This window comes from Microbacterium testaceum StLB037, from assembly GCF_900104345.1.
GTDB classification, from domain to species: domain Bacteria; phylum Actinomycetota; class Actinomycetes; order Actinomycetales; family Microbacteriaceae; genus Microbacterium; species Microbacterium testaceum_A.
The window spans coordinates 171,347-194,633 of sequence record NZ_FNJN01000004.1; the positions used below are offsets into that span (position 1 = coordinate 171,347).

29 protein-coding genes and 1 tRNA gene are annotated in these 23,287 nt (G+C 70.6%); 19 read left to right on the forward strand and 11 right to left on the reverse strand.

Features of this window, described 5'->3' with window-relative positions:
* Window positions 1-42 precede the first annotated feature (42 nt).
* A complete protein-coding gene (locus BLS25_RS09915) occupies window positions 43-669 on the forward strand; it encodes a TetR/AcrR family transcriptional regulator (RefSeq protein WP_056223974.1) in 627 nt (208 codons plus the stop codon).
* On the opposite strand, the gene BLS25_RS09920 is transcribed toward BLS25_RS09915, so the two are convergent.
* Together BLS25_RS09920 and BLS25_RS09925 are read right to left on the reverse strand one after the other, a co-directional pair.
* On the reverse strand, window positions 656-1,657 hold the full coding sequence (locus BLS25_RS09920) for an o-succinylbenzoate synthase (protein WP_074695402.1): 1,002 nt from the start codon (window positions 1,655-1,657) through the stop codon (window positions 656-658). The genes BLS25_RS09915 and BLS25_RS09920 overlap by 14 nt on opposite strands.
* A 16-nt stretch (window positions 1,658-1,673) precedes the next feature.
* The gene (locus BLS25_RS09925; RefSeq protein WP_056223970.1) at window positions 1,674-1,853 is read right to left on the reverse strand and encodes a hypothetical protein; all 180 of its coding nucleotides are present in this window, start codon (window positions 1,851-1,853) and stop codon (window positions 1,674-1,676) included.
* 94 nt (window positions 1,854-1,947) lie between these two features.
* On the opposite strand from BLS25_RS09925, the gene BLS25_RS09930 reads away from it, so the two are divergent.
* Window positions 1,948-2,745 (forward strand): LLM class F420-dependent oxidoreductase, encoded by a 798-nt coding sequence (locus tag BLS25_RS09930; RefSeq protein WP_074695404.1) that lies wholly within the window; start codon window positions 1,948-1,950, stop codon window positions 2,743-2,745.
* Window positions 2,746-2,785: 40 nt separating this feature from the next.
* Here BLS25_RS09930 and BLS25_RS09935 read toward each other — a convergent pair whose 3' ends face one another.
* The gene (locus BLS25_RS09935; RefSeq protein ID WP_074695406.1) at window positions 2,786-2,965 is read right to left on the reverse strand and encodes a hypothetical protein; all 180 of its coding nucleotides are present in this window, start codon (window positions 2,963-2,965) and stop codon (window positions 2,786-2,788) included.
* 104 nt (window positions 2,966-3,069) lie between these two features.
* On the opposite strand from BLS25_RS09935, the gene BLS25_RS09940 reads away from it, so the two are divergent.
* Genes BLS25_RS09940 through BLS25_RS09950 form a run of 3 tightly spaced genes read left to right on the forward strand, consistent with a single transcriptional unit; the run spans window position 3,070 to window position 6,132 of the window.
* Window positions 3,070-3,972, forward strand: coding sequence for a 1,4-dihydroxy-2-naphthoyl-CoA synthase (locus BLS25_RS09940; RefSeq protein WP_074695408.1), 903 nt, complete (start codon window positions 3,070-3,072; stop codon window positions 3,970-3,972).
* A gap of 16 nt (window positions 3,973-3,988) precedes the next feature.
* The gene (locus tag BLS25_RS09945; protein WP_074695410.1) at window positions 3,989-5,149 is read left to right on the forward strand and encodes an AMP-binding protein; all 1,161 of its coding nucleotides are present in this window, start codon (window positions 3,989-3,991) and stop codon (window positions 5,147-5,149) included.
* 11 nt (window positions 5,150-5,160) lie between these two features.
* A complete protein-coding gene (locus tag BLS25_RS09950; protein WP_074695412.1) occupies window positions 5,161-6,132 on the forward strand; it encodes a 1,4-dihydroxy-2-naphthoate polyprenyltransferase in 972 nt (323 codons plus the stop codon).
* A gap of 24 nt (window positions 6,133-6,156) precedes the next feature.
* Here BLS25_RS09950 and BLS25_RS09955 read toward each other — a convergent pair whose 3' ends face one another.
* Complete coding sequence (locus BLS25_RS09955; RefSeq protein ID WP_056223956.1) at window positions 6,157-6,483, reverse strand: DUF4229 domain-containing protein; 327 nt, start codon at window positions 6,481-6,483, stop codon at window positions 6,157-6,159.
* Between the two features lie 109 nt (window positions 6,484-6,592).
* Between BLS25_RS09955 and BLS25_RS09960 the strand changes: the two genes are divergently transcribed.
* The 3 genes from BLS25_RS09960 to BLS25_RS09970 all read left to right on the forward strand — a co-directional run bounded on the left by BLS25_RS09960 (window position 6,593) and on the right by BLS25_RS09970 (window position 9,723).
* Entirely contained in the window at window positions 6,593-7,009 is a 417-nt protein-coding gene (locus BLS25_RS09960; RefSeq protein ID WP_056223954.1) for a PLDc N-terminal domain-containing protein, read from the forward strand.
* A gap of 3 nt (window positions 7,010-7,012) precedes the next feature.
* Complete coding sequence (gene menD / locus BLS25_RS09965; RefSeq protein ID WP_074695414.1) at window positions 7,013-8,785, forward strand: 2-succinyl-5-enolpyruvyl-6-hydroxy-3-cyclohexene-1-carboxylic-acid synthase; 1,773 nt, start codon at window positions 7,013-7,015, stop codon at window positions 8,783-8,785.
* A gap of 80 nt (window positions 8,786-8,865) precedes the next feature.
* Window positions 8,866-9,723, forward strand: coding sequence for a polyphosphate kinase 2 family protein (locus tag BLS25_RS09970; protein WP_074695416.1), 858 nt, complete (start codon window positions 8,866-8,868; stop codon window positions 9,721-9,723).
* 1 nt (window position 9,724) lies between these two features.
* Here BLS25_RS09970 and BLS25_RS09975 read toward each other — a convergent pair whose 3' ends face one another.
* Window positions 9,725-10,939, reverse strand: a complete 1,215-nt coding sequence (locus BLS25_RS09975; RefSeq protein ID WP_056224213.1) for an isochorismate synthase — start codon at window positions 10,937-10,939, stop codon at window positions 9,725-9,727.
* A gap of 168 nt (window positions 10,940-11,107) precedes the next feature.
* Here BLS25_RS09975 and BLS25_RS09980 point away from each other — a divergent pair, with 168 nt between their 5' ends.
* The 7 genes from BLS25_RS09980 to BLS25_RS16935 all read left to right on the forward strand — a co-directional run bounded on the left by BLS25_RS09980 (window position 11,108) and on the right by BLS25_RS16935 (window position 17,883).
* Window positions 11,108-11,671 carry a DUF402 domain-containing protein gene (locus BLS25_RS09980; protein WP_074695419.1) on the forward strand — a complete coding sequence of 188 codons (564 nt, stop codon included), beginning with the start codon at window positions 11,108-11,110 and terminating at the stop codon, window positions 11,669-11,671.
* Between the two features lie 9 nt (window positions 11,672-11,680).
* Window positions 11,681-12,400 carry a demethylmenaquinone methyltransferase gene (locus tag BLS25_RS09985; RefSeq protein ID WP_074695421.1) on the forward strand — a complete coding sequence of 240 codons (720 nt, stop codon included), beginning with the start codon at window positions 11,681-11,683 and terminating at the stop codon, window positions 12,398-12,400.
* Window positions 12,401-12,461: 61 nt separating this feature from the next.
* Entirely contained in the window at window positions 12,462-13,523 is a 1,062-nt protein-coding gene (locus BLS25_RS09990) for a polyprenyl synthetase family protein (RefSeq protein ID WP_074695423.1), read from the forward strand.
* Between the two features lie 40 nt (window positions 13,524-13,563).
* Window positions 13,564-14,937, forward strand: coding sequence for an FAD-dependent oxidoreductase (locus BLS25_RS09995; protein WP_056223943.1), 1,374 nt, complete (start codon window positions 13,564-13,566; stop codon window positions 14,935-14,937).
* Between the two features lie 77 nt (window positions 14,938-15,014).
* Window positions 15,015-15,977: an alpha/beta hydrolase gene (locus BLS25_RS10000; protein WP_074695425.1), complete on the forward strand. Its 963-nt coding sequence runs from the start codon at window positions 15,015-15,017 to the stop codon at window positions 15,975-15,977.
* A gap of 20 nt (window positions 15,978-15,997) precedes the next feature.
* Window positions 15,998-17,695 carry an AMP-binding protein gene (locus BLS25_RS10005; protein WP_074695427.1) on the forward strand — a complete coding sequence of 566 codons (1,698 nt, stop codon included), beginning with the start codon at window positions 15,998-16,000 and terminating at the stop codon, window positions 17,693-17,695.
* Window positions 17,696-17,742: 47 nt separating this feature from the next.
* Window positions 17,743-17,883: a hypothetical protein gene (locus tag BLS25_RS16935; RefSeq protein WP_176786349.1), complete on the forward strand. Its 141-nt coding sequence runs from the start codon at window positions 17,743-17,745 to the stop codon at window positions 17,881-17,883.
* Between the two features lie 15 nt (window positions 17,884-17,898).
* On the opposite strand, the gene BLS25_RS16940 is transcribed toward BLS25_RS16935, so the two are convergent.
* From BLS25_RS16940 to BLS25_RS10020, 3 genes are all read right to left on the reverse strand, one after another.
* A complete protein-coding gene (locus BLS25_RS16940) occupies window positions 17,899-18,054 on the reverse strand; it encodes a hypothetical protein (RefSeq protein ID WP_176786343.1) in 156 nt (51 codons plus the stop codon).
* A complete protein-coding gene (locus BLS25_RS10010; protein WP_074695429.1) occupies window positions 18,051-18,692 on the reverse strand; it encodes a dihydrofolate reductase family protein in 642 nt (213 codons plus the stop codon). The genes BLS25_RS16940 and BLS25_RS10010 overlap by 4 nt, the downstream gene beginning before the upstream one ends.
* Window positions 18,693-19,067: 375 nt before the next feature.
* On the reverse strand, window positions 19,068-19,556 hold the full coding sequence (locus BLS25_RS10020) for a YajQ family cyclic di-GMP-binding protein (RefSeq protein WP_056223933.1): 489 nt from the start codon (window positions 19,554-19,556) through the stop codon (window positions 19,068-19,070).
* A gap of 88 nt (window positions 19,557-19,644) precedes the next feature.
* On the opposite strand from BLS25_RS10020, the gene BLS25_RS10025 reads away from it, so the two are divergent.
* From BLS25_RS10025 to BLS25_RS10035, 3 genes are all read left to right on the forward strand, one after another.
* Window positions 19,645-20,145, forward strand: coding sequence for an FBP domain-containing protein (locus BLS25_RS10025; protein WP_056223932.1), 501 nt, complete (start codon window positions 19,645-19,647; stop codon window positions 20,143-20,145).
* Window positions 20,142-21,023, forward strand: a complete 882-nt coding sequence (locus tag BLS25_RS10030) for a PfkB family carbohydrate kinase (protein ID WP_056223930.1) — start codon at window positions 20,142-20,144, stop codon at window positions 21,021-21,023. The genes BLS25_RS10025 and BLS25_RS10030 overlap by 4 nt, the downstream gene beginning before the upstream one ends.
* 91 nt (window positions 21,024-21,114) lie before the next feature.
* A tRNA-Tyr gene (locus BLS25_RS10035) sits at window positions 21,115-21,199 on the forward strand.
* A gap of 56 nt (window positions 21,200-21,255) precedes the next feature.
* Here BLS25_RS10035 and BLS25_RS10040 read toward each other — a convergent pair.
* Window positions 21,256-21,603 carry a hypothetical protein gene (locus tag BLS25_RS10040; protein ID WP_074695433.1) on the reverse strand — a complete coding sequence of 116 codons (348 nt, stop codon included), beginning with the start codon at window positions 21,601-21,603 and terminating at the stop codon, window positions 21,256-21,258.
* Window positions 21,604-21,694: 91 nt separating this feature from the next.
* Window positions 21,695-22,066 (reverse strand): DUF7882 family protein, encoded by a 372-nt coding sequence (locus BLS25_RS10045; protein WP_074695435.1) that lies wholly within the window; start codon window positions 22,064-22,066, stop codon window positions 21,695-21,697.
* Between the two features lie 142 nt (window positions 22,067-22,208).
* Here BLS25_RS10045 and BLS25_RS10050 point away from each other — a divergent pair, with 142 nt between their 5' ends.
* The gene (locus BLS25_RS10050) at window positions 22,209-22,637 is read left to right on the forward strand and encodes a MarR family winged helix-turn-helix transcriptional regulator (protein WP_074695437.1); all 429 of its coding nucleotides are present in this window, start codon (window positions 22,209-22,211) and stop codon (window positions 22,635-22,637) included.
* Here BLS25_RS10050 and aztA read toward each other — a convergent pair.
* Window positions 22,609-23,259 carry a zinc ABC transporter ATP-binding protein AztA gene (aztA, locus tag BLS25_RS10055; RefSeq protein WP_081349774.1) on the reverse strand — a complete coding sequence of 217 codons (651 nt, stop codon included), beginning with the start codon at window positions 23,257-23,259 and terminating at the stop codon, window positions 22,609-22,611. The two genes, BLS25_RS10050 and aztA, sit on opposite strands and share 29 nt — an antisense overlap.
* Between the last annotated feature and the right edge of the window lie 28 nt (window positions 23,260-23,287).

A 23,287-nucleotide genomic window follows, 5' to 3' on the forward strand; every position in this document is an offset into this window, starting at 1 on the left:
GTGCGACCGAAGCTGGACGTCCGCCCAGAACAGGAGACGCGGATGACCGACACCGCACCCGCCCCCTCACGGCGGCGCGAGAACACCCGGACGCGCCTCATGGACGCCGCCGCGGAGATGTTCGCCGAGGTCGGCATCGACGCGGCCTCGGTCGAGGCGATCTGCGACCGCGCCGGGTTCACGCGCGGCGCGTTCTACTCGAACTTCGGCTCGAAGGAAGAACTCTTCCTCGCCCTCTGCGCCCGCTCCGCCGAGACCACGATCGCCGCTGTCCGCGACCGGGTCACCTCGATCGAGGACCGCGGACTGGATGCCACGGGCGAAGTCCTCCATCTCGTCCAAGAAGTACTCGAGGTCGCGGGCGAGGACCGCCTCGACGTCCTCCTCGGCGCCGAGACCCGCGTGCAGGCCCTGCGCAACCCCGAGTTCGCGGCGGCCTACCTCTCATCGAACGGCGCCCTGTGCGACAGCGTCACGCAGCTCGTGCGCGACATCGCCGACGCGCGGGGGCTGACTCTGCGACTGCCCGCGGACGCCGCGACGGAGCTTCTGCTGTCCGCCTGGATCTCGGCATCCGAGACCGCCGTCATGACGGGAACGTCACCCTCCGACGCGCGCGGTCAGCTGGGCGAGCGGCTCGCTCAGATCGTGCGACTCATCCTCGAGTGATCTCGAGAGCGGCGTAGCACCGCCGCAGCCGGTCCAGCCACCACTCCCGTCGATCGTCCGTCGCCGCCACCCGATCGAGGTCGGACACCGAGGGGCGGGGGCGCTCGAGCGGCAGCATTCCGCCGCGGGCCACGAGGGGGGATCCCACGACATCGACCGTGAACAGCGAGGCGGTGCCGAGTCCGCAGTCGTAGTCGAGGTCGGGCAGCGCCGCCGCCAGCGCCACCCCCATCGACAGGCCGATCGAGGTGTCCAGGGCGCTGGAGACGACGGCGGGCAGTCCCGCCTGCGCGACGATCTCTCGCGCCGCGTGGACGCCGCCGAGGGGCTGAGCCTTGATGACGAGCAGATCGGCGGCACCGGCACGCGCCACACGCAGGGGGTCGGCGGCCTTGCGGACGCTCTCGTCGGCCGCGATCGGGATGTCGAGATAGTCGATCCGCTCGCGCAGCTCGGCGAGCTCGTCGATCTCGGCGCAGGGCTGCTCGACGTACTCGAGGTCGAACTCGGCGAGGGCGTGGACCGCTCGCTCGGCCTCGTCGACGTTCCACGCACCGTTCGCGTCGACGCGCACCCGTCCCTCGGGCCCCATCGCCTCGCGGACCGCTCGGACGCGCGCCACGTCCGCGGCGAGCGTCTGGCCCGCCTCGGCGACCTTGACCTTGACCGTGCGGCATCCGTCATACCGGGCGAGGATCCTCGGCACTTCGGATGCCGCGACCGCGGGCACCGTGGCATTGACGGCGACGCGGTCGCGCACGGCCGGCGGTGACGGACGCCACCCGAAGTCGATGGCCCCGGCGAGCCAGGTCGCGGCTTCCGCATCGGCGTACTCGACGAACGGCGAGAACTCCGTCCACCCCTCGGGGCCCTCGAACACGAGCGCCTCTCGTGTCTCGATCCCCCGGAAGCGGGCGGCGAGCGGGAGGGAGACGACGCGCGCCGAGTCGAGGATCTCGGCGAGCGAGGGGAGGGCGACGGTGCTCATGCCCTCATCCTGCCGCTCAGCGCGGCCCGCCGCCGCCGAACCCGCCGAGCCAGAACGTCTGACGTTCGACGGTGTAGGAGGAGAGGTCGGGGGTGGACTCGAGCGACTCCTTCGCCGCCTCGGACTGCTCGTGGGTGCGTCGCGGGCCGAACAGGTAATCGCGCAGTCGCGCGAGCTTCGACATCTTCTTCGTCATGCTGACTCCGATCGTCGGGGCCTTCCCACGCTACGCGGCACCGAGCGGAGAATCCACCCGCCCGGGTGTCGGAGGGCGGGCATAGGCTGACGCCATGCTCTTCGATACCCCCGTCCGGCTCGGCGTGCAGATCCAGCCGCAGCACGTGCAGTACTCCGACATCCGCGACGCCGTCCTCCGTCTCGAAGAGATGGGCGTCGACGTCCTGTTCAACTGGGACCACTTCTATCCCCTCTACGGTGACGCCGAGGGTGAGCACTTCGAGTCGTGGACCATGCTCTCCGCCTGGGCCGAGCAGACCGAGCGCGTCGAGTTCGGCGCCCTCGTCAACTGCAACAGCTACCGCAATCCCGACCTGCAGGCGGACATGGCCCGCACCGTCGACCACATCAGCAAGAAGGGCGGCGACGCGGGTCGCTTCATCTTCGGCACGGGATCGGGATGGTTCCAGCGCGATTACGACGAGTACGGCTACGACTTCGGCACCGCCGGTTCGCGGCTCAACGCTCTGGCGACCGATCTCGACCGGGTCGTCGCGCGCTGGGGCAAGCTCAACCCGGCGCCCACCCGCAAGATCCCCGTCATGATCGGCGGTAAGGGGGAGCAGAAGACCCTGCGCATCGTCGCTCGTCACGCCGACATCTGGCACAGCTTCGTCACCCCCGACGAACTGCCGCACAAGTTTGGTGTGATCGAGAAGTGGGCCGAGGCAGAGCAGCGCGACCTGTCGGGCCTCGTCGTCTCGAACGAGCTCAAGGACCGAGACGAAGACGTGGCCGACGCCCTGTTCGACGCCGGAACCCGCCTTTTCACGCTCGGCTTCTCAGGTCCCGAGTGGGACTACTCGCTCGTCGAGCGCTGGCTGCGGTGGCGCGACAGCAAGAACGCGTGAACGGTGCGGCGCCCCGAGGATCTCGGGGCGCCGCCCGCTGTCACGGCTTGAACTGCGCGCCGCCGGACGTGCCCGTCCAGGTCTTCGCGGCCTCGCCGTTGTGGAACGCGGTCTCGCTCTGGTGGTTCATCGACCGCCGCGCGTCCTCGGACTGGTCGTGTGCGGGCGCCCCGAGAAAGTACTCGCGGATGCGGCCCAGGATCGACACTTTCTTCGTCATGCTGACTCCGATCGTCGGGGTCGTCCAGGCTACGGGGCATGGCGGCGGTCGTCCACCGCCTTCATGCCTGCTCTCGCGGCGACCCCCGCGCGTAGGCTGAACGGGTGACCGTCTCCGAGCTCTTCGACCCCGCGGAATGGACCCTGGCGCCCGGCGCCGAGGACTACACCGACATCACCGCCCACGTCACGCACGACGGTCGGGTCGCGCGTATCGCCTTCGATCGTCCCGAGGTGCGAAACGCGTTCCGCCCGCACACGGTCGACGAGCTGTACCGCGCCCTCGACATCGCGCGCCAGGATCATCGCATCGGCGTCGTCCTGCTCACCGGCAACGGCCCGAGCCCCAAGGACGGCGGCTGGGCGTTCTGCTCCGGTGGTGACCAGCGCATCCGCGGCCGCGACGGCTACAAGTACTCCGAAGACGAGACGACCGTGCACGACCCCGGTCGCGCGGGTCGCCTGCACATCCTCGAGGTGCAGCGGCTCATCCGGTTCATGCCGAAGGTCGTCATCGCGGTCGTCCCGGGGTGGGCGGCGGGTGGCGGGCACTCGCTCAACGTCGTGTGCGATCTCTCCATCGCGAGCGCCGAACACGGTCGTTTCAAGCAGACGGATGCCGACGTGGGCTCGTTCGACGCCGGGTACGGTTCCGCGTACTTCGCGCGCCAGATCGGCCAGAAGTTCGCGCGCGAGATCTTCTTCCTCGCCGAGGAGTACTCCGCCGAGCGCGCGTACGAGATGGGCGCGGTCAACCGCGTCGTGCCGCACGCCGAGCTCGAGCGCGAGGCCCTCTCGATGGCGCGCACGATCCTGACGAAATCGCCGACCGCGATCCGCATGCTCAAGTACGCCTTCAACGCCGTCGACGACGGTCTCGTCGGCCAGCAGTTGTTCGCCGGCGAGGCGACGCGCCTCGCCTACGGCACCGACGAAGCGGCCGAGGGGCGCGACTCGTTCCTCGAGAAGCGCGACCCCGACTGGTCCGACGTCCCGTGGCACTACTGACCGCCGGAGTCCCCTCGTGAGGCTCGAGCCGGCGGCATCCGACGATCCGCGCGACGTGCTGCGCGCTCTGCGGGCGGCCGTCCTCGGCGCTGGTCCCGCCGTGGCACTCGGCGGCTCGGACCTCGCCGGTGAGGTCCCCCCGGGGACGGCGGCGGTGGTCACGACCTCGGGGTCGACGGGTGTGCCCAAGTCGGTCGTGATCAGCCGCAACGCCCTCATCGCGAGTGCGTACGCCACGGCGGCGCGCATCGGCGAGGGCGCGTGGCTGCTCGCGGTCCCCGCCACCTACGTCGCCGGGGTGCAGGTGATCGTGCGGGCACTGCTGGCCGATCGAGAGCCCGCCGTCGTCGCGGGTCCGTTCCGCGCCGAGCCGTTCGCCGCGGCGGCCCTCGGTATGGCGTCGCACGTCGGCGGTGCCCGCGTCCCGAGCTACACCTCGCTCGTCCCCGCGCAGCTGCAGAGACTTCTGGATGCCGCCGAGCACGACGCCACCGTGGCGCAGGCCCTGCGTTCGTTCGAAGCCATCCTGATCGGAGGGCAAGCTCTGGCGCCGGCGGTGCGAGAGCGAGCGGAGGCGGCGGGAGCACGGATCGTGCGCACCTACGGCTCGAGCGAGACCAGCGGCGGGTGCGTCTACGACGGCGTCCCGCTCGACGGCGTGGGCGTCGCGATCGTCGACGGCGAGGTGCGCCTGTCGGGACCGACACTCGCCGAGGGCTACCTCGGCGACCCCGAGCGCACGGCATCCGTCTTCCCCTCCGATGCGGCCGGCACTCGGTGGTACCGCACGGGTGACGGGGGAGAGATCGTCGGCGGCGTGCTCAACGTCACCGGTCGCCTCGACAACGTCATCGTCTCGGGAGGGGTGAACGTCTCGCTCGACCGGGTCGAAGCGGCCGTGCGCGGCATCCCGGGCTTGGAATCCGCCGTCGTCGTGCCGATCCCGGACACGGACTGGGGCCAGGGGTCCGCCGTGGTGGTGCCCGGAATCGATCCGTCCCGAGAGCGCGAGGTGCTCGCCGCGGTGCGCGAGGTCGTCGGTGCGGCGGTCGGGGCCCCGGCACGACCGGCCCGCGTGATCGCGATCGCCGAGGTGCCCACCCTGCGCTCGGGCAAACCCGATCGGGCGACGCTGCGTCGACTCGTCGGCGAGGGCTCGCCGGACCCGCGGGATTAGACTGACCCCTCGTGGCAGCACAGTTTCGCAAGCGTCCGAACACCGCCAAGAAGCGTCATCCGGGCGGCAACCCGCAGAAGGCGAAGAGCGGTGCGCCGCAGGCGGTCACGCCCGCCACCGCGCGGGACTGGATCGCCGCCGCGCGCCTGCGCACGCTGCCGCTCGCCATCACCCCCGTGCTCATCGGTACGGGGGCTGCGACCCTCGTCGACGACCAGTTGCACGGGGTGATCGCCCTCGCGTGTCTCGCCGTCGCCTTCGCGCTGCAGATCGGCGTCAACTACGCCAACGACTACTCCGACGGCATCCGCGGCACCGATGACGTGCGTGTCGGCCCGGGGCGCCTCACCGGCGGCAAGAAGGCGAAGCCGCGGACCGTGCTGATCGTCGCGCTGTCGTTCTTCGCTCTCGCCGCGGTGATCGGGCTCGCCCTGGTGATCCGCACGGGGCAGTGGTGGCTTCTCCTCGTCGGCGCCGTGTGCATCGTCGCGGCCTGGTTCTACACCGGCGGCAAGCGTCCCTACGGCTACAACGCGATGGGCGAGATCTTCGTCTTCGTGTTCTTCGGCCTGGTCGCCACCCTCGGCACGACCTGGCTGCAGGTGCTGTCTCTGCCGCAAGAGGCGTGGTTCGGGGCGGTCGCCGCGGGGCTCCTCGCCTGCGCGGTGCTGCTGGCGAACAACCTGCGCGACATCGACCAGGACCGTCTCGCGGGAAAGCGCACCCTCTCGGTTCTCATCGGCCGTCGCGCGACCCAGGTGCTGTTCACGGTCTTCGTGCTCGCACCCTTCGCGATCGCCGCGTTCCTCGCCCTGGTCTACCCGCTGGCCTGGCTCGAGGGGATCCCGCTGCTCGGCGGGCTCGCCGCGATCCTCATCGTGTGGACCTACCGCGCCCCGCGCGAGCTGATCACCGCGCTCCAGGTGACGAGCTTCACCTCGGTGGCGTACGGCGCGGTCCTCTTCGCGGCGTTCGCGGTCTGACTCGCGCACGATCGGCGCCCGGGCTCAGGCGCGCGGAGCCTCGGGCGTCGCGTCCGGACCGTCGGTGCGCGTGGCATCCACCACCGCATCCTCGGCGTCGGCGTCGGTCTCGGCGCCCGTCCGGCGACCGGTCGTCGCGCGCTGCGCACGACGCTCGGCGAGACCGCCGGTGACCTTGGCGAGCGGGCGGCGCAGGAACAGCGTCGACAGGCTCAGCCCGATGAGGGCGGCGAAGATCGCTGCGAGCCACGGCAGCTCCTGGAAAACCGGGAACAGCAGCAGGATGCCGAGGGGCACGAGGAAGGCGAGCAGACGCAGCACCGTGTAGACGAGGGCCGAACGTGCACGCATGCCCCCAGTCTACGGCGGGCACCCACGGCCCCGATCCGGGTCGTTCGACGGCGGAAGACCGTGCGCCCACTCCGGGCCGCTGTCCAGCCGACGCACGTAGAATCAGGTCATGGCACGGTTGCTTCTCATCCTGGCGCTCGTGGCGACCGTCTTCTGGGTCTACACGATCGTGGACTGCGCCGTGCAGAGCCCCTCTCGTCACCGCGGCGTCAACAAGCCCGCGTGGATGGCGATCGTGATCCTTCTGCCCGTGCTCGGCGGCATCCTGTGGTTCGCCATCGGCCGCGGGCGCGCCACGCAGACGGTCGTTCGACGGGCTCCCGACGACGACCCTGAGTTCCTCGGCCGCATGACCGCCTCGGCGCGCGCCGACCAGGACGAGCGGATCCGTCGCCTCGAAGAAGAGCTGGCGCAGCTCGACTCCGAGGCCGAAGATCCCCAGCTTCCTCAGAAGACGACCGATCCGGGCGACACCCCCGGCAAGGGCGACGACGACACCCGCGACCAGCGCGGCGCTGTCGGCTGACCCGTGGTCGACACCGCGCGTACCGCCGCGCCCGCCACCGACGCGGCCGCGGCCCTGCTGGCCGGGCTCGTCTCCCGCGGCGTGCGGCACATCGTCGTCAGCCCGGGATCACGCTCCCAGGCGCTGGCCCTCGTCGCCGCCGAGCTCGAACGGGCGGGGCTCATTCATCTGCACGTGCGCATAGACGAGCGCGTCGCGGGCTTCACGGCCCTCGGGATCGGACGCGAGACCGGGATGCCGGCGGCCGTCGTCTGCACGTCGGGCACCGCCGTCGCGAACCTGGTGCCGGCCGCCCTCGAGGCGCATCACGCGGGTGTTCCCCTTCTGCTGCTCACCGCCGATCGCCCCCCGGAGCTGCGCGGGGTAGGCGCCAACCAGACCACCCGACAGCCGGGACTGTTCCGTTCCGCCGTCCGGCTCGAAGCCGACCTCGCGGTTCCGGAGGCGACCGACGACGGCGCCACCGGCGAGCAGACCGCGGAGCTCGATGCGGTGGCCGCCGCAGCGCTCGAGGCCGCCCTCGGCGAGGGTGCCCGCGCGGCAGGGCCCGTGCACCTGAACGTACCGTTCCGGGAGCCGCTCGCCGGCGCCGCGCCGGCGTGGCTCGCGGAGCGGGCGGCATCCGGTGCCGTTCCCGCTGAAGAGAACAGCGACGGCTCCGGGGCGCTCTACCAGGGCGGCGGGGGCATCGGCGAGGCCGACGTGGCACCTGTCGCCGAGGCGGCGCACGTGGTCGACCCCGGTCCGCGGACGGTGGTCGTCGCGGGCGCGGACGCCGGGGACGCGGCGGAGCAGTTCGCCCACGACGGCGGCTTCCCCCTCGTGGCGGAGATCGTCAGCGGCGCGCGCTTCGGGCGCCAGATCGTGCACGGCTACCGCGCCCTGCTGAGTGACCCCGAGCTCGGCGGCCGCGTCGAGCGCGTCGTCGTGTTCGGCCGTCCGACGCTCAGCCGCGAGGTCACGCGCCTGCTCATGCGCGACGACGTTGAAGTCCTCGCCGTGCGCGGGCCGGGCGAGCCCGTGAACCTGAACGGCTCGACGCTGGCGGTCGACGCGGTGCGAGTCGGCTCGGGAGCCGCTGACCGCGCGTGGCTCGGAGACTGGATGCGCGCCTCGCGCGCCGCCGCCGTCGACCTCTCGCCCCCGGCCCCCGACGCAGACGGACTCGCCTCCGCCGTGCCGCACGAACGGCTCGGCGCGATCAACGCCGAGGTCGAGGTCATGCGTGCACCCCTGGATCGCGCCGCCCTCGTCGACGCGCTGTGGCGCGCGAGCTGGCCCCACGATCGGCTCGTCTTCGGGTCCTCGCGCATCGTGCGCGTCGCCGACGAACTTCTGGGCGGCAAGAAGGTCGCCGTGCACTCGAACCGCGGCCTTGCGGGCATCGACGGAACCATCGCCACGGCCACGGGTGTCGCACTCGCCAGCCAGGTCGACGAACGCCCCGGCGTGACGCGTCTGCTCCTCGGCGATCTCGCGTTCCTGCACGACATGGGTGCGTTGCTCCTTCCCCCCGGCGAGATCGAGCCCCGCTTGCAGGTCGTGGTCGGAAACGACGGTGGGGGCACGATCTTCGACGGTCTCGAGGTCGCCACGGTCGCCGGTGACGACGCGATGTCGCGCGTGCAGTACACCCCGCAGACGGCCCGGCTCGAGCAGCTCGCTCTCGCGTTCGGGTGGGAGTACCACCGGTGCACCACGCGTGTCGCCCTCGACCAGGTGCTCACCGCTCCCACCGGCGGTCGGCAGCTGATCGAAGTGCCCCTTCCGCGCTGACCGAGCGGCATCCGTTCCCGCGGCTCGGCATCGTCGTCAACGGGTGGCGGAGATTCCGGATGCCACGGCACGATGTCGGGATGAGCACGAGCAGCAGATGGTCCACGCCCGCCGCCGACGCCCTGCGCGTGGAGCCCGGATTCCGCCTCGCCGACATCGATCCGCGATCCACGCCCGGCTACGACGGCGACAAGGCCGACGGTCGCGCCGACCTCGACGCGGGCCGAGCGCCGTTGGAGGGGCTGCAGGAACGCCTCTTCGCGCAGAGCGTCGCGGGCACGGCCACGGGCTCGGTACTGCTCGTGCTGCAGGCGATGGACACCGCGGGCAAGGGCGGGATCGTCCGGCACGTCGTGGGTGCCGTCGACCCCCAGGGCGTCGAACTCGCCTCGTTCAAGAAACCCACCGCCGAGGAACTCGAGCACGACTTCCTCTGGCGCATCGAGAAGCGTCTGCCCGACGCGGGGCGCCTCGGCGTCTTCGATCGCTCGCACTACGAGGACGTCCTCATCGGTCGGGTGCGCGAGCTCGCGCCGCACGATGAGATCGAGCGCCGCTACGGCGCGATCGTCTCGTTCGAGGCGCAGGCCGCCGAGATGGGCATCCGCGTGGTGAAGGTCATGCTGCACATCTCGAAGGACGAGCAGCGGGAGCGCCTCGGCGAGCGGCTCGAACGACCCGACAAGCACTGGAAGTACAACCCCTCCGACGTGGACGAGCGCGAGCTCTGGGACGCCTACATGGACGCGTACCAGGTCGCGATCGAGCGCACCTCGACGCCCGTCGCGCCGTGGCACGTCGTCCCGGCCGACCGCAAGTGGTACGCGCGCCTCGCCGTGCAGCAGCTGCTCATCGACGCCCTCGAAGACATCGATCCGCGGTGGCCCGCGGCCGACTACGACGTCGAGGTCGAGAAGGGCCGGCTCGCGAACTCCTGAGTCAGGCCAGCGCCTCGACGATCGGGCGGAACTTCACGCGCGTCTCGAGCAGCTCGGACTCCGGCACGCTGTCGGCGACGATGCCCGCGCCGGCGTAAGCGGTGATCGGCGCGGTCGGCGACGAGGGGGCGGCGCGGTCGATCTGCGCGCACCGCAGGGCGATGGCCCACTCGCCGTCGCCCGAGGCGGCCGTCCACCCGACCGCGCCGGCGTACCGGCCGCGGTCGAAGGGTTCGAGGCGACGGATGACGTCCATCGCCGCGGCGGTGGGGGTCCCCGCGACCGCGGCCGTCGGATGCAGCACCGAGATCAGGTCGAGTGAGGACGCGTCCTCGCTCAGCTCGCCCTCGACGTCGGTGGCCAGGTGCCAGACGTTCGGCAGCTTCAGGGTGAAGGGCTCATCCGCGGCGGCGAGCGCCGAGGTGTGGGGCCCGAGGGCCTTGAGCACGCTCTGCACGGCGAACCGGTGTTCGTCCTGGTCCTTCGTGCTCCGGGTGAGACCGATGGATGCCGCGACATCGGCGTCGGCGTCACCGCCGCGCGCGACGGTACCGGCGAGGACGCGAGCGGTCACCGTTCCGCCGGAGACGGTGACGAGGGTCTCGGGGCTCGCGCCGATGAGTCCGTCGACCGCGAAGACCCAGCAGTCGGGGTACCCCTCGAGCAGGGACCGGACGAGGCGCCGCAGGTCGGACCCGGCGGGGACGGTGCCCGTGATGTCGCGGGCGAGGACGACCTTGCCCACCTCGCGGCGGCCGATGGCCTCGATGGCCTGGCGGACGGCATCCTGATACTTCTCCGCCGTCTGCCGACCGGGGCCGAGCGTCGCGGACCAGTGCGGACCGAAGGGGGAGCGGGGTGGGAGCTCGGGTTCGGGCCCGTCGGGGGTGTCGTCGAAGGCGAGGCGGGTGACCCACGCACGGCCGCTGTGGCGACCGACGATCATGCCGGGCACGCGCAGGACGTTCTCGCGCTCCGAGTGCGGATCGAACACGAACGACCCGAATGCCACGAGGCCCGTGCCCGGCAGCTGCACGGGGTCGTCGATCTCGGCGGCGGCGGCGATCGCGCGCCACCGCTCCGAGATGGTGGCGTCGCCCGGCTGCTCTCCGGCGTACCGCAGCGTCAGCAGGTCGCCGAAGGCCGCGAGCGACTCTCCGCGGCGGCTCCAGAACAGGGGGTCGTACGGGGTCGTGTAGGCGAGGACATCGTCCATCGGGGGCAGCTCGCGCGTGACCACGCGCAGGCGCGGCACGACGTCTTCCGCGGGTTCGAGCACGTCTTTCAGCGTAGACCCGCGGGCGGCAGCGCGGCGGGACGGGTGACCGGGATGCTTCGGCGTCGAGCGAGACGGGGGTGGCCGAGCACGTTTTAGACTCCGAACATGGATCCTCGACCCGCCCCCGGCACCCGGCTGATGTTCGAGTGGCGCAAATGGGACGGCTCCCCGCACTGGGTGCAGGACAGCGTCTACCTCGGATCCGACGAGTGGGGCGAGTGGTTCGGCCAGCAGGTGGGGTGGCGCAGCGCGAGACCGGGCGCCGAGTTCGTCTGCCGGCAGCCGAACGTGACGCTCGTGCCGGCGACGGGGGACTGGGCATTCACCCACAACGCCGATCCGCACCCGGTCGCGGTGTACATCGACCTGGCGTGGGACGTCCGCTGGCACGATGACGGCGTGCCACGCGGCATCGACATGGACCTCGACGTCGTGCGGCGCACCGACGAGCGCGGCACCTGGGTCGACGATCGCGACGAGTGGGACGAGCACCGCGTGCAGTACGGCTACCCGGCCGAGATCGTCGAGCACCTCGAGGCCACGGCCCTCGACCTCGAGCGGCGGGTGCTCGCGCGGGAGGAGCCGTTCTCGGACGAGGTGACCGGCCCCTGGCTCGAACGCCTCGCGTCGATGGCAACCCCCGACGACCGCCCCGCGGCACGCGCCTAGACTCGACGGGTGAGCAGCGACCCCAACCGCGCCGATCTCGGCAAAGACCCGAAGCGCGTCAGCGGAATGTTCGACCAGGTCGCCGCGGCCTACGACCGCACGAACTCCGTGCTCAGTCTCGGAAACGACCGCTTCTGGCGCGTCGCGACGCTGCGCGCGGTCGCTCCGCAGCGCGGGGAGCGCATCCTCGACCTGGCCGCCGGCACCGGCACCTCGTCGATGGCGTTCGTGCCGAGCGGGGCCCACGTGGTCGCCGCCGACTTCTCGCGCGGCATGATCGAGGAGGGACGCCGCCGTCACGGCGACGTGCCGAACCTCGAGTTCGTGCAGGCCGACGCCACCGACCTGCCTTTCGCCGACGGCGAGTTCGACGCCGTGACGATGTCGTTCGGTCTGCGCAACGTCATCGACCCGCGTCGGGCCCTCCGCGAACTCCGCCGCGTGACCCGCCCCGGCGGGCGCATCGTGGTGTGCGAGTTCTCGCACCCGCCGTCCCGCGCGTTCAACGGTCTCTACCGCTTCTACAACGACCGGGTCCTCCCGATCGTCGCGAAGGCCGTCAGCTCGAACGCCGAGGCCTACGACTACCTCAACGAGTCGATCCGCGACTGGCCCGACCAGCCCACTCTCGCCGGATGGATGAGGGATGCCGGATGGGATGACGTGGCCTACCGCAACCTCACATTCGGCATCGTCGCGCTGCACCGCGGCATCCGTCCCGCTTCTTAACCCCTGTCAACCGTCGAGATACCGTCGGCGGGCCCTCAGCGCGCCAGGATAGGCTGAAACCGTGACCCCGAGACCGCCCGCGGCCGGCACCCGCCTGTCGGGCAAGCTGGGCCTGAGTGACCGCATCTTCGCAGGCCTGCGTTCGCGCACCCTCCTCTCCACCGTCGAGGCGGGCCTCGCGCGCGTCGAGACCGAGCTCGAGGGCGAGGTGCGCAGCGCCGACAAGCTCGCCGACGTCACCGCCCGCTACCTCTACGAGGCCGGCGGCAAGCGTGTGCGACCCATGCTCGCCATCCTCACCGCGCAGCTCGGTCAGGGCACCACGAAAGAGGTCGTCGAGGTCGCCACGGCGCTCGAGCTGACCCATCTCGGCTCGCTGTACCACGACGACGTCATGGACGGCGCCGACAAGCGCCGCGGCGTCCCGAGCGCGCAGACGGTGTGGGGCAACAACATCGCCATCCTCACCGGCGACCTGCTCTTCGCCCGCGCGAGCCAGCTCATGGCCCGCCGCGGTGAGCGCGCGATCCAGCTGCAGGCCGACACCTTCGAGCGCCTCGTGCTCGGGCAGATGCACGAGACCGTGGGCCCGCAGGAGGGCGACGAGCCCGTCCACTTCTACCTCAAAGTGCTCGCCGACAAGACCGGTTCGCTCATCGCCGCGGCCGCGCAGTCGGGTGTCATCTACTCGGGTGCACCCGAGGAGTTCGAGCAGCCCATGGTCGTGTTCGGAGAGAAGGCCGGAGTCGCCTTCCAGTTGCTCGACGACGTGATCGACCTGTCGCCGGATCCCTCCGAGACCGGCAAGGTCCCCGGAACCGACCTGCGCGCCGGTGTCCCGACTATGCCGTACCTGCTGCTCGGGCACCGCTCCGACGCGGCATCCGCCGATCTCCGCGCCCGCATCGACGAAGGTCAGCAGCGCATCGCCGCCGGCGCCGACTCGTCGGTGCTCGACGGACCGCTCGCCGAACTGCGCGAGCACGACACCACGCACGAGACCCTGCGCCTCGCGCACCAGTGGTCGCAAGAGGCGATCGACGCCCTCGCGCCGCTGCCCGACGGCGCCGTGCGCGAAGCGTTGACGCGCTTCGCCCGCGCCGTGGCCGACCGCTCGGCCTGACCCTTTCCCCACCCCCCCCGATCGCGATCGAGAGGAACCCATGACGAAGCTGCGCCTCGCCATCGTCGGAGCCGGCCCCGCCGGCATCTACGCCGCCGACATCCTGCTGAAGTCCGAGCGTCAGTTCGACGTCTCCATCGACCTGTTCGAGCAGCTCCCGGCGCCCTACGGCCTGGTCCGCTACGGCGTCGCCCCCGACCACCCGCGCATCAAGGGCGTCGTCACGGCGCTGCGCGAAGTGCTCGACCGCGGCGACATCCGCATCTTCGGCAACGTGCGCTTCGGCGAGGACATCACCCTCGACGACCTGAAGAAGCACTACAACGCCGTCATCTTCTCGACCGGCGCGATCCGCGACGCCGACCTCGACATCCCCGGAATCGACGCGAAGGGCTCCTACGGCGCCGCCGACTTCGTCAGCTGGTTCGACGGCCACCCCGACGTGCCGCGCGAGTGGCCGCTCGAGGCCGAGTCGGTCGCCGTGATCGGCAACGGCAACGTCGCCCTCGACGTGACCCGCATGCTGGCCAAGCACGCCGACGACCTGCTGCCCACCGAGGTGCCCGACAACGTGTACCAGGGGCTCAAGGCCTCTCCGGTCACCGACGTCCACGTCTTCGGTCGTCGAGGTCCCGCCCAGGTGAAGTTCACCCCGCTGGAGCTCCGCGAGCTCGGCGAGCTGCGCGACGTCGACATGGTCGTCTACGACGAGGACTTCGACTACGACGAGGCCTCGAAGACCGCCATCGAGACCAACAAGCAGGTCAAGGTCATCGACCGCGTGCTGCAGCAGTGGCGCACCCGCCCGGGCGTGAACAACGCCGGGGGCGAGGCGTCGCGCCGCCTGCACCTCCACTTCTGGGCGAAGCCCGTCGAGGTCGTCACCGACGACGAGGGCCGGGTGGCCGCCTTCCGCTACGAGCGCACGAAGCCCGACGCCGAGGGCGGAGTCGTCGGCACCGGCGAGATCCGCGAGGTCCCCATCCAGGCGCTGTACCGCGCGGTCGGCTACTTCGGCTCGCCCCTGAAGGACGTCCCCTTCGACGAGCAGCACGGCGTCATCCCCAACCACGAGGGTCAGGTGCTCTCGGCCGACTCGAACTCCCGACTGCCCGGCGTCTACGCCACCGGCTGGATCAAGCGCGGTCCCGTCGGCCTCATCGGACACACCAAGTCGGATGCCATGGAGACGGTGCGCCACGTCATCAATGACCAGGCGGAGTGGTGGCGGCCCGAGCACCCCGAGGAAGAGGCCATCCCGGCTCTGCTCGAGGAGCGTGGCGTGCGCTGGACCGACCTCGACGGCTGGCACCGCCTCGACGAGCACGAGGTCGCGCTCGGCGCTCCGCACGAGCGCGCGCGCATCAAGGTCGTGCCCCGCGACGAGATGATCAAGATCTCGCGCGGCGAGTAGCCCTCCCCGCTGAAGAGCCGCCCCGTCATCGCGACGCGGGCGGCTCTTCGCGAAAACGCCCGTCGTAGGCTGGGGCGATGGGGGAGTGGCGACCGGACGTCCTCGGCGACGGGTTCGAGCAGCAGACGCTGCCTCTCGGCGACGACGCCGAGGGCGAGGTCGTCGCGACGCTGGTCCGCTCCCGACCGCACCCCGGCGCGCGCCTCTTCGGCGACCTGCGCGACACCGACGTCCTCTACGTGCACGGCTGGTCGGACTACTTCTTCCAGACCGACCTCGCGCGCTTCTTCACCGACCGCGGGGCGCGCTTCTACGCCCTCGACCTGCGCAAGTACGGCCGGAGTCTGCGGCCCGGGCAGGCTCCGGGATACATCGCAGCCCTCGACGTCTACGACGCCGACATCGGGGCGGCCCTCGACGCCATGGCCACGAAACGAGAGAACCGACGCCTGCTTCTGCTCGGCCACAGCACGGGGGGACTCACCCTCACGCTCTGGGCCGCGCGGCATCCCGGCGTCGCCGACGCCCTCGTGCTGAACAGCCCGTGGCTCGAACTGCAGCTCGGTCCGCTCGGACGTCAGGCCCTGGCGCCGATCGTCAACGCGCGCGCCCGCTTCGACCCCCTCGGCACGCATCCGGTGGTCGACCTCGGCTTCTACACGCGGGCGCAACGCGATCTGGGCACTCTGCCCGACAGCCCCGAGGGCTGGCGACCGCCGCAGGGTTTTCCCACCCACCCCGGCTGGCTCGCGGCGATCATCGCGGGGCACGCGCGGGTGGCATCCGGAGTCGACGTGGGCTGCCCGGCGCTCGTGCTGCTGTCGGCGAGGTCCACGCCGGCACTCACCTGGAACGACGCGATGCGCGAGACCGACTCGGTGCTCGTGGTCGACGACATCGCCCGTTCGGCGACCCGCATCGCGAGAACCGTCACCATCGCCCGGATCGATGGGGCGCTGCACGACGTGTTCTTATCCGCCCCGGATGCCAGGGCTCGGGCTTTCGACGCACTCGCGGCCTGGACGAGAGGTCTAGCGTAGAACGCGTTCGAAGGAGCTCCATGACACCCACCGCCGCGACCGAGCGCTACCGCGCCGCCCGTGACCACCTTCTCGCCGTCCGCACCGATCCCGCCGCCGCCGCGGACTTCGTCTGGCCGAGCTTCGAGGGGGCGTTCAACTGGGCGATCGACTGGTTCGACCCGATGGCCCGCGGCAACGACGGCACGGCGCTGATCGTCGTCGACGATGACGGAACGCACCACGAGCGCACGTTCGACGAGCTCGCGCGGCGCTCCGACCAGGTCGCCGCGTGGCTCGAGACGCGGGGCGTCCGCCGCGGCGAGACCGTGCTGCTCATGCTCGACAACCAGGTGGAGCTGTGGGAAGCCATGCTCGGCATCATGAAGCTCGGCGGCGTCATCGCCCCGACAACCACGGCGCTCGGCTCGGTCGACCTCGCCGACCGCATCGAGCGCGCCGAGATCCGCCACGTCGTCGTCGGAGCGGCGGATGCCGCCAAGTTCGACGACCTGCCCGAGGGTCTCGGTCGCATCGTCGTCGGTGGCGAGCACACGGGGTGGGCGACCTACTCGGACGCCTTCGCCGTCGAGGCGGAGCCCGCTCGGCATCCGGGGACCACTGCCGACGAGCGCCTGCTGCTGTACTTCACCTCGGGGACGACCTCGAAGCCCAAGCTCGTCGAGCACACGCACTCGTCGTACCCGGTCGGTCACCTCAGCACGATGTACTGGCTGGGGCTGCAGCCCGGCGACGTGCACCTCGCGATCAGCTCGCCCGGGTGGGCCAAGCACGCGTGGAGCCTGTTCTTCGCGCCGTGGATCGCCGGGGCGACAGTGCTCGCCCTGAACTATTCGCGCTTCTCGGCGGAGCACCTGCTCACCGAGCTCGAGAACGACCGCGTGACGACCTTCTGCGCGCCGCCGACGGTGTGGCGCATGCTCATCCAGGCCGATCTGACCGGGCGCCGCGGGTCGCTGCGCGAGGTCGTGTCGGCGGGTGAGCCGCTCAATCCCGAGGTCATCGCCTCGGTGCAGCGCGCGTGGGGCCTCGACATCCGCGACGGGTACGGGCAGACCGAGATGACCGCGGTCGTCGCCAACACCCCGGGCGCCGACCTCGTTCCGGGCTCGATGGGGCGGCCCCTGCCCGGGTGCCCGGTCGTGCTCGTCGACCCGGTGACGGGCGAGCGCGCCGACGAGGGCGAGATCTGCATCGACCTCACCGAGCGGCCCGTCAACCTCACGACGGGGTACGTGGGCGACCCCGAGCGCAACGCCGAGGCGTTCGCCGACGGGCTCTTCCACACCGGCGATGTGGCGCGGCGCGATGAGACGGGCAGCATCACCTATATCGGCCGTACCGACGACGTCTTCAAGGCCTCGGACTACAAGATCAGCCCGTTCGAGCTCGAGAGCGTGCTGATCGAGCATCCGGCGGTCATGGAGGCCGCGGTCGTTCCCGCGCCCGACGAGCTGCGCCTCGCGGTGCCGAAGGCCTACATCGTGCTCGCCGGCGGACACGAGGCGGGCGAGGAGGTCGCGCTCGACATCCTGCGCTTCGCGCGCGAGCGGCTCGCCCCGTTCCAGCGGGTGCGCCGCGTCGAGTTCTTCGAGCTGCCCAAGACGATCTCGGGCAAGATCCGCCGCGTCGAGCTGCGCCAGCGCGAAGAGGCGGTGTTCCGCGGAGAGATCGACTGCGTCGAGTGGACGGATGCCGCACTGCGGGGCGATCGCTGACGCGCAAGCCCCTCGCGGCCACCGTCGTCGCGTGTGAGCATCGATGCATGGAAAAGGATCAGAAGCAGCCGTTCGAGAACCCTTCCGTCGATGACGACAGCGACATGCCCTCGCTGATGGAGGAGCGCAACATCGGTCGCGAGACCGAGCGCGAGATCACCCAGATGATCAACGGCATCGAGGGCTGACCGAGCCCCCGCGACTCAGATCGGCTCGGTCGTGCGGATCAGCCCGCAGTTCACGCACGACCACGCGACGAGGAACCGCTCGTCGTCGAGGATCTCGAACCGCAGGGGATCGCCGCACGTGGGGCACGTGAGGGGGCTGAGGGGCTGCTCCACCGGGCTCTCCGCGCTCACCGCGCGAAGGTGACGTGCACGACACCGGACTCGGCGACCTCCGAGGTGACGGTGTAGTCCTCGTCGAGGCCCCGCAGGTCGTCCCAGAGGCGGCCGCCGCGGCCGAGGATCACGGGGCGGACGGCCACGTGCAGACGGTCGACGAGACCCGCGGCCAGCGCGGACCGCACCGTCGACAGGCCACCGCCGACCCTCACGTCGGCGCCGTTCGCCAGATCGGTGGCCCGGGCCACGGCATCCGCGATGCTCTCCGACGAGAACTCGAACCGGGTGCCGTTGGCGAAGGAGAGGGGTTCGCGCTCGCGGTGCGTGAGCACGATCACCGGCACCTCGAACGGTGGTTCGTCACCCCACCAGCCGCGCCAGTCTGGATCGTCGGGAAAAGAGTGCAGGCCGAACATCGCCGCGCCCATCACCTCGGCGCCGATGCCCTCGAAGTACGCGGCCGCGTACCGGTCGTCCACGCCGGTCGTGCCCGCCCCCGACGTGTCGCGGAAGACGCGCTCGCGGAAGGTCTTCGTCGCCATGTAGTCGGCGACGAGCCGGCCCCAGTCCTCGCCCATGGGATTCTCGGGCGTGGGGTCGGCCGGCATCGCCACGCCATCGAGGGAGATGTTCAGATCGACGCGGACGGCCATGGGAGCAGTCTCTCGCAGGCTGCCCCTCAGAGGAAAGGCGCGATGATGTAGCTGAGCACAACCGCGACGGACGCCCCAAGTGCTACACCGGCCGCGGCCCGCGCGAGTGCTCGACGGTGTCGTTTAGCCGTGACACGGGAGGAGTAGCCCAGAGTCAGAGCCGCACCGACGATTCCCGCCGCCGCGCACAGCACCCCGACCATCCACGCGCTGACCGCGGGCAACCCTTCGATCTGCGGCTGGGACGCGAACTGCGCTCCGACCCAGAGGCCCACCGCACCGAACATTGCCCCAGCAAGCGACAACCCGGCCCCCCACAGCATACGCCGCAAGCAGATGGGGGAGCGTTGAGGCGGAGAGACGACCACCCGAGGATCAGCGGTAGTTGGTGAACTGCAGGTCGACGTCGAGGTCGGCCGCCTTGAGCAGGCGCTGCACTTCCTGCAGGTCGTCGCGCGACTTCGACTGCACGCGCAGTTCGTCGCCCTGGATCTGCGACTTGACGCCCTTGGGGCCCTCGTCGCGGATGATCTTGTTCACCTTCTTGGCGTTCTCCTGCGAGATGCCCTCTTTGAGAGTGGAGGTGATGCGGTATTCCTTGCCGCTCTGCACGGGCTCACCCGTCTCGAGGCTCTTCAGCGAGATGCCGCGCTTGATCAGCTTGGTCTGGAACACGTCGAGGACGGCGTTGGCGCGCTCCTCGGAGTTCGCCTTGATGACGATCGAGTCGCCGCTCCACGCGATGGAGGCGTCGGTGCCCTTGAAGTCGTAGCGCTGCTCGACCTCTTTGTGCGCCTGGTTGAGCGCGTTGTCGGCTTCCTGCCGGTCGATCTTGGAGACGATGTCGAACGAAGAATCAGCCATGACTCGATTGTATTCGCGCCCCCCTTGTACACACCCCCTCGACATCGCCCGGCCCACGCGGGTAGAGGCGCTCGTAGACTCGGATGCCATGCGAGCACTCACCGATGAAGAGGTGCGGGCGGCGTTCGTGAACGCCGCCCCCGAGGAGCTGCGAGTGGTCGAGCTCCCGCACGATTTCCTGCTGACCGACTGGGACCACCTCGACTTCTTGGCGTGGCGTGACCCGCGCACCCGCGGCCGCGGCTACATCGTCACCGAGCGGGACGGCGAGCCCACCGCGATCGTGCTGCGCGCGGCCGAGGGGCAGTCCCGCGCGCGGTCGGCGATGTGCAACCTCTGCCACACGATGCAGCCGGGCGATCAGGTGTCGTTGTTCACCGCCCGCAAAGCGGGCACCGCGGGCGAGCACGGCGACACCGTGGGCACTTACATCTGCGCCGACATGTCGTGTCACGAGACGGTGCGCCTGGCCGCCCCGCTCGCTCCGAGCGAGATCCGCGCGAGCGTCGACCGCAAGATCGACGGCACCAAGCGCCGCACCGAAGACTTCGTCTCCCGCGTGCTCGACGCCGCCGAGGTGTCGCGGTGACCGGTCGGGTCGTCGTCATCGGCGACGCGCTGATCGACGAGATCCGCGACGAGGCCGGTGTCCGCGAGTTCGTCGGAGGAGCGGGACTGAATGTGGCCGTGGGTCTCTCTCGGCTGGGGGTGCCGGCATCCCTCATCGCCATGGTCGGAGACGACGACGCGGGGGAGCAGATCCGCGCCTTCCTCGACGAGCACGACGTCGACCTGCTCGCCAGCCCCGCGGAGCACGGGTCGTCGCGCGCCGTGAGCACGCGCTCGCCGCAGGGTGAGCCCGTCTATGTCTTCAACGAGGCCGCCCAGAACCGTCGCGTCGCCTACGGTGACGCCGAGCGTGCGGCGATCGCCGACGCCCCCATGGTCGTGGTCAGCTGCTTCCCCTTCGACGACGCTCAGCAGACCGACATGCTCATCGAGGCCACGGCATCCGCCTCGACCCCGCTCGCGATCGACCCGAACCCGCGCAGCGGAATGCTCCGCGATCGGGCCGAGTTCGTGCGCGGGTTCGAGAAAGCGGCGTCCGGCGCCCTGCTCGTGAAGGTCGGTGAGGACGACGCGCAGCTGCTCTACGGGACGCCGCTCGACGAGCTCCGCACGAAGCTCGGGGGCCTCGGCGTGGGGGCCGTGCTCGCGACCTACGGCGCCGGCGGGGCAGCGATCGACGCGGGGGAGACGACCGTCTCGCGAGGGATCTCCGATCTTCCCGGGCGCATCGTCGACACGATGGGCGGCGGCGACGCCGTGCTCGCCACCACCGCCGCGCTCGTCCGAGACCGACTCCCCGCGGACGCGGAGGAGTGGGATGCCGTGCTCTCGCGCGCCATGGATGTCGCTGCCGCGACCTGTCGCCACGAGGGTGCTCTGCTGCGTACGCCCGAGTGAGGGCGTCGATGGTTTCGAGCATCCCCCGGGGGATAGTAGAGTGGTCTATCGCGCCTCCGGTCGACTGAACAAGCCGGACGGGTGCGCACCTGGCGAGTTACCCAAGCGGCCAAAGGGATCTGACTGTAAATCAGACTGCATTGCATTCGGGGGTTCGAATCCCTCACTCGCCACCACGAAGAAAGGGCACCCGGATCGGGTGCCCTTTTCTCCTTCCCGGCGCGGGCCGGACTCAGCTCTTCGCCAGGAGCGCCTTCGACTTCGTCTCGAGGAAGGCGACGAGCGCGCCCAGCACGTTGACCTCGTTGCCGAGGTTCACCAAGGCGACCGCGCCGAGCTCGATGGTGGCGTCGCGCGCCTCCATCGTCGCCTTCCAGCTGCCGTCGCCGCCCGTGATGGGCTGGAGGTAGGTGATGGTCTTGGCCTCGCTGAGGTCGACGACGATGAGCCCGGCGTCGGGGTCGGCGTCATCCTCTTGGTCGAGGACGCGGATGTCGCTGCCGGTGAGGTAGCCGAGCTCGCGGAATTCGGTCAACCATGCTTCGAGCAATGACTTGTCGAGCAGCGTTCGTACCGGCACGGGCCTCTCCGATCCATCCGCGCGAATGTGACGCGCCCCCACAGTATGACGGGTGCGGAGAGAGGCTGGACCGATCCGGTCGAAAGTGATATCAGGCGGCGCGGACGGGGCGACCGGCGGTGCGGGTCGTGCGGGCCGCGGCGGCGTGGCTCGCCCCTTCGGCGGCCTCCCACGTGCGGGTGTCGATGACCAGGCCCGACGCGGCGTTCGCCTGATCGGCGAGCGCGCGCAGGTAGTCGCCCGCGAGCTGCTCGGGCTCGACCGCGTCGAAGACGAATCGCAGGGGAATGGACGGCTGCAGCCAGATGGTGGAACGGCCGGCCTCGTCGGCGGTTCCCGTCCAGGTCAGCGTGAAGGATTCTCCGCGCCGCAGTTTGGTCGAGGTGATGACTTTGATGTACCCCATCAGGCGATCGGGCAGAACAATGGGGTCCGTGTCGGATCCGTAGAACAACGTGGCCATGGCGATCTCCTTCGCTTGGGGTCGACGGGCTGATCACTAAGGTAGCACGTATTTCACGAAATTAATTAATTTCGCAAAATATTTGAGATGTTCACTATGGTGGAGATGTGGCCGGCCGGGCCGCGAGGAGGAGGTGGCGGAAATGACACAGTCCTCTGCGTTGACCCTGGCGCTGGACGAGTACGTCGGAGCGCGTGACGAGATGGCAGCGAAGGCGCGATCCGATCTCGGCGTCAGCGAGCTCGAAGCGGCCGCTCTGTGCTGCATTTGCGACGAGCCCGGCATTCGACCCTCGCATCTGCGCTCGCGCCTCGGTGTGACCCCCGCAGGGGTCACGACCCTCGTCGACCGGCTCATCGGTCGTGGGCTGCTGCGCCGCGAACTCGACGCCGCGGATCGCCGCGTCAACCACATCTACCTCGAGGTCGACCTCGACACCGAGCCCTGGAGCGCGCTGCGCCGGTTCCCGACCGACGTCGAGGCGGCGGTGGGCCTGGAGTCGCGCGAGGTGGCGGAGGCCGCCGCGGCGCTGCTGCGCCGGATCACCGAACGCGTTCGCTCGCGGGCCTGAGGCGACCGGCCTCGATGCGGATCACGTGGTCCGCCTCGTCGATCAACCGCTCGTCGTGACTGACGCACACCACGGCTGCCCCGCGTGAGATCTCGCTGCTGATCGCGGCGCGATTGAGCTCCGCGCTCGCCGCGTCGAGACCCGTGGTCGGTTCGTCGAGCAGAAGGATGTCCGCTGCACGGGCGAGTCCCTGCGCGAGGAGCGCACGCTGCCGTTGCCCGCCCGAGAGGGACGAGAACGGATGCCGCGCGAGGGGTGCCACGTCGAGTCTTCGCATTGCGTGATCCACGGACTCCCGGTACGCGCGCGTGAGGCGCCGAAACGCGCCGAGGCGGCCCCAGACTCCGACGGTGACGACGTCGCGGACGGTGAGGGGGAGGTGTTCCGCGACGGCGGCACGCTGCGGCACGAAGGCGCGCGATCGACCATCGACCTCGAGTGAGCCGGATGCCGGCGGGCGGGCGCCGGCGAGCGTCTCGAGCAGCGTCGACTTCCCCGCGCCGTTGGGGCCGACGATCACGGTGAGGGCCGCGTCGGGGATGTCGAGGTCGACGTCGTCGAGCGCGACGACCCCGGGGAATTCGAGGCGGAGACCGCGAGCGCGCAGGGCACATGTCGTCATGGCATCCATCATATGAGTTTGATAACCG